This window comes from Halobaculum gomorrense (assembly GCF_900129775.1).
GTDB lineage: Archaea > Halobacteriota > Halobacteria > Halobacteriales > Haloferacaceae > Halobaculum > Halobaculum gomorrense.
Genome location: NZ_FQWV01000003.1, coordinates 1 through 13218, shown reverse-complemented (window position 1 = coordinate 13218; position 13218 = coordinate 1). Strand labels below are relative to the sequence as shown.

Genomic DNA, 13218 nt, shown 5'->3' with positions numbered 1-13218 from the left:
CGGTCACGGGTGATAATTCTTGTTGTAATCGTATTTCACATGTTCACCGATCCGGAACGCTCAAGCACCACGGGGAAACGAACTCGCGCATGACCGAACCAGCCGACGCCTCCACCAACGAGGGAGATCACCCGCACGCCGACCCCGGAGACCCGACGCACCACCCGGGTCCGCCGCGGACGACGAGCGTCGGCGAGGCGATCGAACTCGCACCCAGGAACCTGGACGCCGTCGTCCAAGTCGGTCCCGACGGTGCGGCGACCGAGCGCGACGGTCGCGGGCGGTTCTCGTGGTGGGTCGTCGACGCGCCCGCTGGCAGCGACGGGTCGTCGCTCCTGAGCGGGGACGCGGGCGCCGACAGCGCGGTCGTCCACGTCGCCCCCGACGCGCCCGGAACGTACCGACTCGAACTGGCCGCCCCCGATGGCGTCCACGAGCAGACGGTCCGCGCATACCCCGACGAGCGCGCGGAGACGACCCTTCGGGTCGCGAAGGCGGACTTCGATGCGCCGACGGCGCGGGTGACCCCCGACCGCGTCTCCGTCGCCGGGCCGTTCAACGACTGGGGCGTCGCCGAGCTCCGGCCGTCCGACGAGGGCGAGTTCCTCGCGCTCGACGTGCCCCTCCCGCCGGGGGAACACGTCTACTCGTTCGCGCTCGACGACAACCTCAGCAACGGCGTGATGGGCGAGCAGACCGTCGCCGGGCCGGGTCGCCCGCGAGTTCACCTCGATGCGGCGGTCGAGGGCGAGGAAGGGGGCGATGAGGTCGTCGTCCTCGCGGAGGCCGAGTCGGCGCCCGCCGGCACCGATCCCGAGTCGACCCCGGCGGGAGGGGAGCCGACGGTCGAGTGGCTCTTCGACGGGCGCGACGACCTCTCGGCGGACGATGACGCGGTCCGCATCGACGGCGACACGCTCTGCGTGGACCGCGCGGCGCTCCCGGCCGACGGCGTCGCGCGCGTCCACGCGGTGCCCGTGGCCGACCGGTACGGGGTGATGGACACCGTCGAACTCTCGCGCGACGGGGCGACATCCGCGGGCGAGGACGGCCATTCGGGAGCCGGCGTCTCCGACGCACCGACCGTGGTCCGGCCGAACGACCCCCCGGCGTGGGCGGAATCGCCGACGATCTACGAGGTGTTCGTCCGGTCGTTCGCGGGCGAGACGCCGGCGACGACGTTCCGCGAGATCGAGCGGCGCGTACCGTACATCGACTCGTTGCACGTCGACGTGCTGTGGCTGACGCCGGTGCTCCAGAGCCCGACGGGCCACGGCTACCACATCACCGACTTCACTCGGACGGCCGACGACCTCGGCACGCGCGAGGAGTTCGAGTCGCTCGTGGAGACGTGTCACGAGCGCGGCATCCGGGTCGTCTTCGATCTGGTGATCAACCACACCTCTCGCGACCACCCGGCGTTCCAGCTCCACTCCGCGGGCGTCGACGCCTTCGCGGACCACTACCCGCGGCGACCGGCCGCCGAGAACCCCTCCGACGTGGAGTGGGCGGGCGACGGGGCTCCGTCGTTCCGGTTCAACTGGGTTCAGATCCCGGACCTGAATTACGACTCGCCGACCGTGCGCTCGTGGGTGCTGTCGGTGATCGACGAGTGGGCCGACGTGGTCGACGGCTTCCGCTGCGACGTGGCGTGGGGCGTCCCGCACGGCTTCTGGAAGGAGGCCGCCGAGCGCCTGCGTCGCGCCGATCCGGAGTTCCTCCTGCTCGACGAGACGATCCCGCGGGACCCGTTCATGCACGAGGCGGCGTTCGACATGCACTACGACACGACCCTGTACGACACGCTCCGGGGCGTCGGCTCGGGCGACCTCGACGCGGACGCCGTGCTCGACGCCGTCGACGCCTCGGCCGTACAGGGGTTCCCCCGTGCGGCGGTGCAGATGCGGTACGTCGAGAACCACGACGAGGACCGCTACCGCGAGGAGTGCGGGCCCGCGGCGCTGCGAGCCGCGACCGCCGCGACGTTTACGCTTCCTGGCGCGCCGATGGTGTACTACGGACAGGAGCGCGGCATGACCGCCTACCGCGGCGAGATGGCGTGGCACGACGGCGACACCGAACTCACCGACTACCACCGCCGGCTGGCGGCCGCCCGCCGCGAGCACGACGCGCTGCGCGAGGGAACCGTCGCACGTCTGGACTACGAGGTCACGACGGCGGAGGGTGCCGTCGGCCCCGGCAGTGGCGGCGGCCTCGGAATCGTCGGCGGCGCCGACGCCGCGGCCGGCGGAGCCGCGGGCTCGGGCGCCGTCACGGCGTACGTCCGCGAGGCGGACGACGAGCGGCTCGCGGTCGTGCTCAACTTCGGCGCCGATCCCGTGGCCGTCGACCTCGCGGAGCCGGTCGATCCCACCGACCTGCTCGACGGAAGGGACGTGGGCGTCGACGCCGACGACGCAGGCGGGATCGGCGCCGATCCGGACGGGGCGGACGCGACACACGCCGTCCGCGTCACCGACGCTGTCGTGTGTCGAGTCCGGTGATCTTGTGGCGACTCCGGCGATCCTGTCGAGGGCGCTGTCGCGGCGCCGACGGTGACCGGTCGGGGACCGTCGACCGCGACCCGGAGTGCAGCCGGTATAATTATGCCACCAAATCTGTCCCGTTAGGAGGATGATTGGGTCGTTCCGGCTGTTACACGTCGACGACGACCCCGAGTTTGCGGACCTCACGGCGACGTTTCTCGAGCGTGAGAGCGATCTCTTGGAGGTGATGACCGAGACGAGCGTCACGGACGCACTCGGGACGCTCGGTGAGTCGGCGTTCGACTGCGTCGTCTCCGACTACGACATGCCGGAACTGAACGGGATCGAATTCCTCGAACGGGTCCGCGTTGCGTACCCCGATATCCCGTTTATTTTGTTCACGGGCAAGGGCAGCGAGACGGTCGCGAGCGAGGCGATCTCATCAGGCGCGAGCGATTACCTCCAGAAGCGGCCCGGGATCGAACGCTACCAGTTGCTCGCCAACCGGGCGCTGACGCTCGCCGAGAAGTACCGCGCCGACCAGCGCGCGCAGCGTCGCCGCGAGCGGCGACGCGAGCAGCGTGCCGTCCTCGGCGACCTCGCCACCGACGAGGCGGTCATCGACGGCGACTTCGAGGCGGCCGTCGAGCGGATCACCGAACTCGCCGCCGACGTGCTCGACGTTTCCCGGATCAACGTCTGGCTCCGCGAGGACGACGACCGACTCGTGTGCGTGGACAACTACGATCCAAGCGCGGACGACCACAGCGACGGGATGGTGCTCGATCGCGAGGCGTACCCGGCGTACTTCGACGCCCTGGAGCGACACCGACTGACTGACACGACTGACCCGGCCAACGATCCGCGGACGTTCGACTTCGCGGACGACTACCTCGGCGAGAACGGCATCACCGCGCTGCTGGACGCCACCTTGCGGTCACGGGGGGAAGTGATCGGCGTCCTCTGTCATGAGTCGACCGCCGAAGGCCGCGAGTGGGCCGACGACGAGATTCAGTTCGCTGGGAACCTCGCCGACCAGATCCATCGCGCGCACCGGAACCGCGAGCGCAGACTGAACAGAGAGGAGATCGAGTTCCAGTGGTCGCTGTTGGCGGCTAACCTCGATGTAATCCCGTACGGCATCGTCGTGGTCGACCCCGACGACACCGTCATCTCCTACAACAGCCGCTTTCTCGATATCTGGGGGATCGACGAGGCCGCCGTCGACGGGGCGGATGCCGAGTCGGTGCTTCGCCGGATACGGGCGCGGATGGCGACCAGCGGCGGCTGGAATCTGGGGGAGCTGCTCGTGGACGACGACGGCACGACCACACGCGCACGGATCACGACGAAGGACGGCAGACGGCTCGACTGCTACACTGCGCCCGTCGTCGGGGACGATGGCACCCGGTTCGGTCGGGTATGGACGTGTCGGGTGATCGCCACGGATGAGCCGTCAGCCGACCGGCCGTAGCCGATCGAACCCGCTTTTCCACGTCGGTGCGTACACCGACACATGCACGACGGGGACGAAGGCGGCGATCCGGCGAATCGGGGCGAGGAGGACGATCAGACGGTTCGCGAACTCGTCGAGTACTGCCGGGTCCAGGCGGGGCTGCTCGCGGGCCGCGTCGAGACCATGGCCGAGGAGGCAACCGACCGGATCGACGAGATCGACGAGGGAATCGCCGCCCTCCGTAACGATCTCGATGTGACCGACGAGGACGACGGCGACGCGGGTCCGGCGGACGCAACCGGACCGGCGGATGCGGACGGATCGACCGACGGTAACGTCGCCGCACTCGTCGACGCCGAGGAGGACCTCCAGCGCAAACAGACGATGGTCGAAGCGACCGAGTCACGGATGCGACTGTTTCAGGAGCTCGCGACCGACTACCTCGAACTCGCCGACGACCTGGTCGCGGAGCTCGACGCCGACCGGGCCGACTCGGACGAGGCGGTCGCACGGGTCGTCTCGTTCGAACGCGAGCGGGACGCGCACGCGTACTTCGAGGAGCGGGAGACGCTCGTGGAGGTCGCCGCCGGCGGCGAGGAGGCGGGCGATTCCACCGCGGGCAGAGACGGCGAGGATTCCGGCTCGTGAGCCGCCGGTCGGGCACCGGGTCCCCGGCGTTCGCCGTCGCGGGAGTTCGGAGACCGGGAGCTATACGGTCCCCCGCCCGCCTGTGTCAGCCATGAGCACGGGCCCCGGTGATATCCCCGACGACGCCGCGACCGGCGACGTCGACGTGGAGGCGCTGCTGAACCGCTTCGGACTCTCGGACAAGGAGGTCGACACGTACCTCACCCTCCTCGAGCACGGCGAGGCGAAAGCCAGCACCGTCGCGGAGGCGGCGGGCGTCTCCAAGCGCTACGTGTACAGCGCGAGCGAGGAACTGGAAGCCCGGGGATTCGTCACCGTCAACGACCACGTTACGCCCACGACGATCCGCGCGAACCCGCCCGGCGAGGTCGTCGACCGCCTCGCAGACGACGCCCAGTCGATGCTCCCGGCGCTGGAGGCCCGGTTCTCGCGGGCCGAGACGGCGACCGAGCCGTTCGAGGTGGTGAAATCCCGCGTGACCGTCGTCAAGCGGATCCGCCGCGCGATCGAGGAGGCGGGACAGGAGGTGACGCTGTCGTTCCCGCTGGACCGCCTCGACGAGGTCGCCGACGAGCTTCGCGACGCCGCCGATCGCGGCGTGTTGGTGCTACTGCTGCTCACGGGCGTCAACGAGCCCGACTCCGGCCTCGCCGACCGGTTCCCCGGTGTCGCCACCGCCGCGCGGACCTGGGGGCAGCCGATGCCGTCGATGCTCACGGTGGACGGTCGGACGGGCGTCGTCGCGCCGGCGGAGATGGTCGCGCGCACCAACAGCGGGACGCAGGCGATCGTCTTCTCCCAACAGCAGCTCGGCCCGGTCATCGTCGGCTCGTTCCTCGGAAACTACTGGCCGGCGGCCGCCGAGGCGGTCGTGGCGGACCCGGCCCCGCTGCCGGCCGCGTACACGAACTTCCGACACGCCGTGTTACAGGCGGAGCTGCACCGCCGCTCGTCGGACGCCGTCGTCGGTCACGTTTCCGGCCGCTGGACTGACTCCGGAGAGGCAGTCGAGGCGACCGGCGAAGTCGTCGAGGTCAGCCAGGGGCTCGTGGCGCCCGCGAACAACGAGTTCCCGGTCCAGCACTCGCTGACGATCGAGGTGGACGGCGAGCGCGTCACCATCGGCGGGAAGGGCGCCTTCGTCGAGGACATCGAGGCCGATCGGGTGGAGTTGGCCCCACCCGACGGCCCGGAAGTCGGGGGAAGCCGGGACGTTGCCGCGTCCAACGCCGATGCCTGAGACGGGAGAGGCTATTCCGATCCGACGCATCAACGCCGAGCGGGTCGACGTAATCCCCGACGACGACGTGTACGTGATCGAACCCGCCGACCGCGAGCCAACAGCCGCGGTCGTGTTCTACCTCGCCGGCCACGTCACGGCCGACGCCTCCCTCGAACCGCTCGCGTCCCTTGTCACCCGGTCGAACGAGGCCGTGCACGTCGTCGAGATACCCCTCCGGTTCGCCGTGCTCGACCCCGACGACGCCCGCTCCGAGCGCGACGGAATCACCATCCCGAGTCAACTACCCCACCCTACTTCGCTCACCCTGACGGGTTCGCTCGTGGAGGGTGGGGCTTGTCCATGAACTCGGCCTCGAACCCTTTCGGGTGGGCGGTGAATCCGCCACTCGGCGTCACGGCTCCAGACTTTAGGGCAAGCTGACTGTTGCCCGTCCGCCGAGACGACTGTTGGCCCCGACGGACGTACCGCATCCCGATGTTCTTCGCCGCGTTGTAGTCCGCGTTCGCTTCCGACCCACACTTCACACACCGAAAACCGTTGCGAGTCTGACGATTCTCGTCTGCCGTGAACCCACACTCGGCGCACCGCTTCGATGTGTACGCCGACCCGACTTGCTTCACCGCGATACCCTCTGCCTCGGCTTTGTACTCCACTTGCTCGTATAGCGTTCGGAATGCCCACTTGTGCCCCCACGACGCACCCGTGCGGTCGCGTATCTGGGTCAGATTTTCGAACGCTATCACGTCGCACGCGTATCGGAGTGCTTCGTCCACGATTGCGTTCGACGCACGGTGAAGTACGTCGCGGACGTATCGAAGTTCCCGGTCACTCGACTGTTCGAGCGTCCGGTGGGCGCTTCGCGTCCCAATTTGTTGGAGTCCGGCGCGTACCTTCTCGAACTCGCGAAGGTTGTGGGTCAACTCTCGGCCGCTGAAGAAGTAGGCGGTGCTGGTGACGGCGAGGTTTTCGATACCGAGGTCAACCCCGAGGACCGTTCCGTCCTCGGCGGTGTTCCGTTCGGTATCGTTCTTGGGTCGGCGGAAGCCAATGTGCAAGAAGTAGTCGCCGTCGCGGGCGGTAAGCGTGCTTTCCGTCACGCTCCAATCGCCTGAGTCGATGTACTGCCGTTGGTAGCCGTCGTCGGCGTCGGGTAGTGCAAGGTCACATCGGACGCGACTCTCCGTAGTGGAAAGAGACACCGTATCATCGTCAAACAACGTCATGGTCCGGGTGTCGTACTTCACCGTGGGTGCGGTGAAGGTGGGCTTGCTCACCTTCTTGGCTTTGGACCGGCGTTCAATGCAGTCGGTGATGGCTTGTGCGGCTTGGTGAGTGGCGAGAATCGTGTGCTGACTACCGAGGTCGGTGTGTTCGCGCACGTCGTCGTAGGCGAGGGGCTGTACGTCGCTCTTGGCGTTGCACTTGCCCCACGCCATGTCGGTGGCGAGTTGGCAACCACGCTTCGATTCGGAGATAGTATCTTCAAGGAGGTCGCGTTGCTCGTCTGTGACTTCGAGACGAGTGATTGCCGTCCGACGCACGTAGTCGTCTGCCACAGTTTCAATGTAAAACGGCGGCTACTTACAGGCTGGTGTTTGTATAGCCGATGCGAACGCGCTCCTCCCTCCCTACTCGCTCCCTTCGCTACGCTTCGGTCGCTCCTTGAGGAAGGGGACTCCGCGCTACCGCTTCAGTTGAAGTCCGCTCGCTGCGTCAGATCAGCCGGCGAACCCCGATGGACATAACTGACCGAGTGTACACCGCTGGGATGACCGACGAGGAGGTGGACGACCGTCTCCGGGAGCACGAGACGGGCGTGCTCTCGCTCGCGCGCGACGGCGACGCGTACGCGATTCCGGTGGCGTACGGCTACGACGGCGGCAGCTTGCGGTTCCGGCTCGGAGACGACGGCGACAGCCAGAAGATCGCGTACGCCGACGCGACCGAGGAGGCGTGCTTCCTTGCGTACGACTACACCGCATCGGACGACTCCTGGAGCGTCATCGCCCGGGGGACGCTCCGCCGGGTTCCGGACGGAGTGTGGGAGTCGACTCCGGCCGACCTCGACGAGTGGTACGCGCCGCTGCGGGTGTTCGACGAGGCGATCGAGGAGACGGAACTGGTCGGGTACGAACTCGATATCGACGCGATCACCGGGCGGCGAACGGCACGCTAGCGGACGGGACCACGCGACTTGGGGTCGCCAGACTCACTCCCGGTACAGCGAGTAAGTGATGACTCCGAAACCGAGCATCGTGAGCACGCTCTGGATCAACACCCCGTAGAGGAGCGCCTGCGAGGAACCGAACGGCAACAGGTCGCCCACGAGGTCGACGCTCCCGCCCAGCATGCTCCCGGCGGTGACGACGCCGAAGCCGAGCGCGAGGGACCGAAGCTCGGTCGCGTTCGTCCGGCGATAGGCCGCCCACGAGAGGTACGTGATCGTCGCGCCGAACACGAACGTCAGCGTCTTCGTCGCCGCGATGGCGATGGTGAGGTGACTCATCGGTCGGCCCCCTTGCGGACCTCGCCCCACATGCTCGCGAGACGGTCGGCCGCGTCCTCGGCGGGGCGTTCGATCTCCACGTCGAGTGACCGGTCCGCGCTGAGCGCGAGGATCACCTCCTCGAAGTCCGTCCGGTAGCGGGTCGCGTGGTGGCCGTCTTGGCGGACCTCCACCCCTTCGGCCAACAGTTGCGCCTCAGAGAGCAGGTCCAGCTTGCGGTATGTCGTCGACATTGGGATATCACACTCCTCGGACACTTCCCCCGCGGTCAGGGGCTCCTCCAGCTGCTTGATGATGGTCCGGCAGTCCTCGTCGTCGAGCGCGTCGAGGACCCGCTGGAGGCTCGGCCCGGGATCGGCGCCGGGCCGGGAATCGCGCACCATACGCGAGTCCACTGGGCACCGCGGTAAATGTTCCCCGGTTCCGGCGTGTGATCTCGATCGATGGGAACGGCCGCTCACCCCTTTCAAGCGAGCCATACCGGCCGCCGGTGTCGCTGCCGGCGATCCGGCCTGAGACGGACGTGGCTGCGCAGCGCCACGGTCAATCCACGGTGCGGTCCGCGGTGTCGCCGCCGTCGGTCGCCAGCCGGTCGGGTACCGGTCCGTCGTACCCAACCGGGACGTGCGGACACAGCGGGTCGGCCGCGAGCGGGTCGCCCGTGACCGCGTACGCTCGCGACCTGGACCCGCCGCAGACGCGCCGGAACTCGCAGGCGCCGCATTTCCCGCCGAGCGCGTCGCGGTCGCGGAGGCGTTCGAACAGGTCGCTCTCGCGGTAGACCTCGACGAGGTCGTCCTCGCGGACGTTCCCGGCCGGTTCGGGGAGGAACCCCGAAGGCGTCACGTCGCCGACGTGGTTCACGAACGCGAAGCCGTCGCCTGCCCGCACGCTCGGCCGCGTCGCCGGCGGGCCACGCTCGGGATCGACATCGGCGGGGCCGACCCCCTCGTTCTCAAGCCCGACGCGACGGTACTGCGGCGCCTCGGTCGTCTTGACTGCGAACGACGACTCGTCGTCGACGCGGTGAAGCCAGTCCATCACCGCGTCGGCGCGCTCGGGCGAGACCGAATCGAGGGTCGCGCCCCGCCCGACCGGCACGAGGAAGAAGACGCTCCAGCGCACTGCGTCGAGCTCCGCGACCAGCTCGCGGACGGCGGGGAGCTCGTCGACGGTCCGCTCGCAGACGGTCGTATTGATCTGCAGGCCGGGATCGGACTCGCAGATCCACCGCGCCGCCCACAGCGTTTCCTCGAAGACGCCGCGTTCGCCCCGGTAGCCGTCGTGGACCGCGGGGTCGCCGGCGTCGAGGCTGAGCGCGACGCGGCGGAGTCCGGCGTCGGCGAGCGCCTCGATGCGCTCGCGCGTCAGCGACGCGTGCCGCTGGGCGTGAGCGCCATTCGAAGGCCGATATCGTCGCCGTACGCGACCAGCTCCGCGAGGTCGTCGCGCTTGAGCGGGTCGCCGCCCGAGAGGACGACCACCTGTCCCTCGCAGAACTCCCGGGCGGACTCCAGCAGGCGCTTGCCCTCCGCGGTCGTGAGTTCGTCGGGATGGCGTCCCGGCGTCGCCTCCGCCCGGCAGTGATCGCACGCGCGGGAGGCTTCCCAGACGAGGGCGATCGGTCGGCGGCTCGTATCGAACATGGATTGTCTGGCCCGTCGATCACTCCACGACGACGACGCCTTTCATCCCGAGCGCCTTGTGGGGCATGCAGTAGTACTTCGACGTACCGGTCGACTCGAACGTGTGCGTGAAGGTGTGCCCGGCCTCGGCGACGAGCTCGGACTCGTAGGTGCCGTCCTGTGCGACGACGTTGTGGCTCGCCCCTTGACCGGTCCACTCCCAGGTGACGGTCGTTCCGGAGGAGACCCGGACGGCCGCCGGACCGAAGCCGTAGTAGCCGCCGTTCGCCTGCACGCCGACCTCGACGGTGACCTCCGATCGGCCGGTTCGGTCGACGACGCCGTCGTAATTGGACACGCCCTCCAACCAGCCGTCGAACGAGGCGCTTCCCGAGGAGCCACCGGTATCGGTGGGCTCGGTGGGGCTTGCGGTCTCAGTCGGCGTCGACTCCGCGGTCGCGGTGTCGTCGCCCCCGCCGCCACCGCCGCCCGAACAGCCGGCCAACGCCGTGAGGCCGCCGACGGCCGCCAGTCCGGACGCGCGCAGTACCGTTCGCCGGTCGAGAGATCGGTCGGACATCACCTCTGCGTTGCGGGGGAACGGATAAGCGGTTCTCTCCGGTTCTCACTCGTTGGGAGTCGTCGTAAACGCCGAAAGTACTGGCCACCAGATGGCGAGGTGCTGACAGACTCCGACCAGCGAACGCGGGTCGACGCGGCGCGCGCGGACGGGTCTCCGGAGTGGGAGGCGTTCCTCCGCGAGTCGGCGAGCGACCCGCTCCGGCACGCGGGGAGCGTCACCGCGCCCTCGATCGAGGTGGCGCACGACCAGGCGAGCACGCTGTGTCCGGACGCGTTGACGCTGTGGCTCGTCTGCAGCGACCGGGTGGCGCGCTTCGCCGAGCGCGACCTCGGCGCCGAGTACGAGGTTCCGGGGGAGCCGACCGAATCCGCTGAGTCCGCCGACTCCGCTGCGGCGGCCGCCGACTCCTCCGCCGAACAGATCCGCGAGCGGAAACAGCAGCGGCAGAAGTTGAGACTGGCTGTCTCAATGCATACGGCTATGACTACCTCTTTTGGTGGAACATTTGCGAGTGACTGAGTGTAGCTTCAACCGTGGATTTGCGAGTCCGCTATCCACTCACCAAACTGACAAATTAAATATGGTTCTCTGATACGGTGCAAGATACGCACTGTGTATCTCACACGTGCCAGAAGGATCTGCCTGAGAGATGTCAGAACAGGTGGCAAGGTAGAGATATTCTACTGCCCTCTCGGCACTGGTGGCTAATTAGATCGGGATCGCTCTCGGGTAAGCGATTGTTGGTGAAGTCATAGAGCAGTTTCGAGGATAATTTTGAGTGCTTCCTTGCGGGATTTCCAGCGGACACGTTGGTGAAGCTGAAACGCTCTGAAGTAGGGTGTAAGCCTGTCTTTGAGACGCCTTGATGCGAGAGAGCCACCGTCGCGCCAGCGACGCGTGGCTCTTGCAGGTGTTCACGTGAACATCTCCATCAGCGTATTCCCCGTCGCCGTGGACGACGTACTGCCGGTCGAATACGTCGTCCTCGTCAAGAGTTTCACGATCAGTCGAGTCCGAGACTCAATTTGAGCGCGTTGTCGATCTCGCCCATTGTCGAATCGTCGAGACTGCCAGCCACCGAATGGATTCGCTTCTCGACAGCGACAACTCGAATTTGATCAAGCCGCACGGAGGAGTCCTTTTCGAACGGTGAGTCCGCCGCTTCCACGAGTACCTCAAAGGGATAACCTCGGTACGTTCCCGTCGCAGGTGCGACGATTGTGGTAGTAGAGTTCCTGTTCCCGACATCGTTCTGGACTACCACCGCAGGCCGTGTTTTCCGCATTTCGTGCCCCTCGGCGGGATCGAGTCGAACGATAACGACATCACCGCGCCGAATATCGGTGTCGTCGCTCATTCATCAAGTCTCGACCACGCCTCGCCCGAAGCCCCGCTCCACTCGTCGACAACATCACTGGCACTTTCCGACGCTTCACGATACGCGGCGGCTAGTTCTTCCTCGTCGGGGGTCTCGGACTCAACCTCGACGACAGCCACTGTGACGCGCTTGTTCGCGTACTCAGTGCCGAGATACACCCGCCCCCGGTCATCGGTCTCGTTCGTCTGGAGTTTGTCGGCGTCAACTTTCATGCCGTAACCCACTATTGCCCACACCCATATCAGTCTTGCCCACCATTACCCATTCTTACTAGCACTCAGATCACACTGTTGAAACAGCGGTCAAGAATCGGCTATTCAAGCTCTCTATTGGTCGATCATCGAATTCATGAGTAGCAGCACTATGTCGGTCTGCGGTCAAGCTGTGGTATCTGGATCAGGCTCGCAACGAGTCGGTGAAATGGACAAAAGATTCCTGATTTAGCTGAAAATAGGCGCTAAGCCCCCTCCCTCAGCGAGCGCCGACCGGATGGGAGGCGCGAGCAGGGAGGGGATACAGCGTTCACGAGAGCGAAGCTCTCGTGTGCGAACGAGACGCTCCGCGTCTCGTCAACGCCGCACAGTTCTCATACACAATTCGGTAGAAGGCTCACAGGCCCACGCTGTCACAACGTCTTTGCAGTAGGGTAGCACAGTATTAATCGAATCCAATGGAGTACGACCTCGACTCGGGAGCGCACTCGACGTATTCCCTGCACTACCACCTGATACTCACCACGAAGTATCGGCACGGAGTGCTAACCGAGGAGCGAACCCAATTCATTCATGAGGTCATCAGCGGGTTCACGGACAACTACGGCGTCGAACTGACGAACCTCGACGGCGAGGACGACCACGTACACATCCTCTTCCGAGCGAAACCAACCACAGACCTCGTGAAGTTCATCAACACGGTCAAAGGCGCGACCGCCCGCCGTATCCGCAACGAGTACGCGGACGAACTGAAGACCGAACTGTGGGGAGATTCGTTCTGGAACGATTCGTACTGCCTCATCTCGACGGAGCAAGTGTCGCTGGATGTGCTGAAACAGTACGTCGAGAACCAACGCGAGTAGAGAGCCATGTACTACGCCTACAAGTACCGTCTCAAGCCATCCGACGCCCACCGCGAGGAGTTGGACCGCCACCGAGACATTTGTAGGCAACTCTACAACCACACGCGCTATCGTCTCAACGAGTACCAAGACGAACACGGTGAACTGCCGTCCATGACCACTCTACGGTCGGAGCTACCCGACCTCAAGAAGTGGTGGGACGGCCTCTCTGACGTGTA

General features: G+C 66.5%; 15 protein-coding genes and 2 pseudogenes. 9 read left to right on the top strand and 8 right to left on the bottom strand.

Annotation, left to right across the window (positions count from 1 at the left end):
* The first annotated feature begins 89 nt into the window (after positions 1–89).
* The 5 genes from BUE16_RS06270 (at position 90) to BUE16_RS06250 (ending at position 6176) form a co-directional block, all read left to right on the top strand.
* On the top strand, positions 90–2504 hold the full coding sequence (locus BUE16_RS06270) for an alpha-amylase family glycosyl hydrolase (RefSeq protein ID WP_079991528.1): 2415 nt from the start codon (positions 90–92) through the stop codon (positions 2502–2504).
* Positions 2505–2634: 130 nt separating this feature from the next.
* The gene (locus BUE16_RS06265; protein ID WP_073307721.1) at positions 2635–3960 is read left to right on the top strand and encodes a response regulator; all 1326 of its coding nucleotides are present in this window, start codon (positions 2635–2637) and stop codon (positions 3958–3960) included.
* A gap of 42 nt (positions 3961–4002) precedes the next feature.
* Complete coding sequence (locus BUE16_RS06260) at positions 4003–4590, top strand: hypothetical protein (protein ID WP_073307719.1); 588 nt, start codon at positions 4003–4005, stop codon at positions 4588–4590.
* 91 nt (positions 4591–4681) lie between these two features.
* Entirely contained in the window at positions 4682–5830 is a 1149-nt protein-coding gene (locus BUE16_RS06255; RefSeq protein WP_079991527.1) for a TrmB family transcriptional regulator, read from the top strand.
* Positions 5823–6176: a hypothetical protein gene (locus BUE16_RS06250; protein ID WP_073307717.1), complete on the top strand. Its 354-nt coding sequence runs from the start codon at positions 5823–5825 to the stop codon at positions 6174–6176. The genes BUE16_RS06255 and BUE16_RS06250 overlap by 8 nt, the downstream gene beginning before the upstream one ends.
* On the opposite strand, the gene BUE16_RS06245 is transcribed toward BUE16_RS06250, so the two are convergent.
* The gene (locus BUE16_RS06245; protein ID WP_073307715.1) at positions 6133–7389 is read right to left on the bottom strand and encodes an RNA-guided endonuclease InsQ/TnpB family protein; all 1257 of its coding nucleotides are present in this window, start codon (positions 7387–7389) and stop codon (positions 6133–6135) included. The genes BUE16_RS06250 and BUE16_RS06245 overlap by 44 nt on opposite strands.
* Positions 7390–7568: 179 nt before the next feature.
* Here BUE16_RS06245 and BUE16_RS06240 point away from each other — a divergent pair, with 179 nt between their 5' ends.
* Positions 7569–8009 (top strand): pyridoxamine 5'-phosphate oxidase family protein, encoded by a 441-nt coding sequence (locus BUE16_RS06240; RefSeq protein WP_073307713.1) that lies wholly within the window; start codon positions 7569–7571, stop codon positions 8007–8009.
* A gap of 33 nt (positions 8010–8042) precedes the next feature.
* Here the strand turns inward: BUE16_RS06240 and BUE16_RS06235 are convergent, their stop codons facing one another.
* The 4 genes and pseudogenes from BUE16_RS06235 to BUE16_RS06220 all read right to left on the bottom strand — a co-directional run bounded on the left by BUE16_RS06235 (position 8043) and on the right by BUE16_RS06220 (position 10547).
* A complete protein-coding gene (locus tag BUE16_RS06235; RefSeq protein WP_073307712.1) occupies positions 8043–8339 on the bottom strand; it encodes a DUF7521 family protein in 297 nt (98 codons plus the stop codon).
* Positions 8336–8722, bottom strand: coding sequence for a helix-turn-helix domain-containing protein (locus tag BUE16_RS06230; RefSeq protein ID WP_073307709.1), 387 nt, complete (start codon positions 8720–8722; stop codon positions 8336–8338). Before BUE16_RS06230 ends, BUE16_RS06235 begins: the two co-directional genes overlap by 4 nt.
* Before the next feature lie 160 nt (positions 8723–8882).
* Positions 8883–9985 (bottom strand): annotated as a pseudogene (locus tag BUE16_RS06225) (TIGR04053 family radical SAM/SPASM domain-containing protein).
* A gap of 19 nt (positions 9986–10004) precedes the next feature.
* A complete protein-coding gene (locus BUE16_RS06220) occupies positions 10005–10547 on the bottom strand; it encodes a halocyanin domain-containing protein (protein WP_394327417.1) in 543 nt (180 codons plus the stop codon).
* Between the two features lie 96 nt (positions 10548–10643).
* On the opposite strand from BUE16_RS06220, the gene BUE16_RS06215 reads away from it, so the two are divergent.
* The gene (locus tag BUE16_RS06215; protein WP_073307705.1) at positions 10644–11066 is read left to right on the top strand and encodes an Htur_1727 family rSAM-partnered candidate RiPP; all 423 of its coding nucleotides are present in this window, start codon (positions 10644–10646) and stop codon (positions 11064–11066) included.
* A 230-nt stretch (positions 11067–11296) separates the two neighbouring features.
* On the opposite strand, the pseudogene BUE16_RS06210 reads toward BUE16_RS06215, so the two are convergent.
* The 3 genes and pseudogenes from BUE16_RS06210 to BUE16_RS06200 all read right to left on the bottom strand — a co-directional run.
* Positions 11297–11546, bottom strand: a pseudogene (locus BUE16_RS06210) (IS1595 family transposase); the annotation flags it as partial.
* Between the two features lie 4 nt (positions 11547–11550).
* Entirely contained in the window at positions 11551–11904 is a 354-nt protein-coding gene (locus BUE16_RS06205) for a type II toxin-antitoxin system PemK/MazF family toxin (protein WP_073307703.1), read from the bottom strand.
* Positions 11901–12137 carry a hypothetical protein gene (locus BUE16_RS06200; RefSeq protein ID WP_073307701.1) on the bottom strand — a complete coding sequence of 79 codons (237 nt, stop codon included), beginning with the start codon at positions 12135–12137 and terminating at the stop codon, positions 11901–11903. The genes BUE16_RS06205 and BUE16_RS06200 overlap by 4 nt, the downstream gene beginning before the upstream one ends.
* Positions 12138–12595: 458 nt before the next feature.
* Here BUE16_RS06200 and tnpA point away from each other — a divergent pair, with 458 nt between their 5' ends.
* Together tnpA and BUE16_RS06190 are read left to right on the top strand one after the other, a co-directional pair.
* A complete protein-coding gene (tnpA, locus tag BUE16_RS06195; RefSeq protein WP_073307699.1) occupies positions 12596–13000 on the top strand; it encodes an IS200/IS605 family transposase in 405 nt (134 codons plus the stop codon).
* A 6-nt stretch (positions 13001–13006) separates the two neighbouring features.
* Positions 13007–13218 (top strand): helix-turn-helix domain-containing protein (locus tag BUE16_RS06190; protein WP_159435739.1); only part of this gene is annotated, 212 nt, incomplete at its 3' end.

Coding starts and splice junctions, on each gene's coding strand:
- BUE16_RS06270 (WP_079991528.1), top strand. CDS start 90: ATGACCGAACCAGCCGACGCCTCCACCAACGAGGGAGATCACCCGCAC.
- BUE16_RS06265 (WP_073307721.1), top strand. CDS start 2,635: ATGATTGGGTCGTTCCGGCTGTTACACGTCGACGACGACCCCGAGTTT.
- BUE16_RS06260 (WP_073307719.1), top strand. CDS start 4,003: ATGCACGACGGGGACGAAGGCGGCGATCCGGCGAATCGGGGCGAGGAG.
- BUE16_RS06255 (WP_079991527.1), top strand. CDS start 4,682: ATGAGCACGGGCCCCGGTGATATCCCCGACGACGCCGCGACCGGCGAC.
- BUE16_RS06250 (WP_073307717.1), top strand. CDS start 5,823: ATGCCTGAGACGGGAGAGGCTATTCCGATCCGACGCATCAACGCCGAG.
- BUE16_RS06240 (WP_073307713.1), top strand. CDS start 7,569: ATGGACATAACTGACCGAGTGTACACCGCTGGGATGACCGACGAGGAG.
- BUE16_RS06235 (WP_073307712.1), bottom strand. CDS start 8,339: ATGAGTCACCTCACCATCGCCATCGCGGCGACGAAGACGCTGACGTTC.
- BUE16_RS06230 (WP_073307709.1), bottom strand. CDS start 8,722: ATGGTGCGCGATTCCCGGCCCGGCGCCGATCCCGGGCCGAGCCTCCAG.
- BUE16_RS06205 (WP_073307703.1), bottom strand. CDS start 11,904: ATGAGCGACGACACCGATATTCGGCGCGGTGATGTCGTTATCGTTCGA.
- BUE16_RS06200 (WP_073307701.1), bottom strand. CDS start 12,137: ATGAAAGTTGACGCCGACAAACTCCAGACGAACGAGACCGATGACCGG.
- tnpA (WP_073307699.1), top strand. CDS start 12,596: ATGGAGTACGACCTCGACTCGGGAGCGCACTCGACGTATTCCCTGCAC.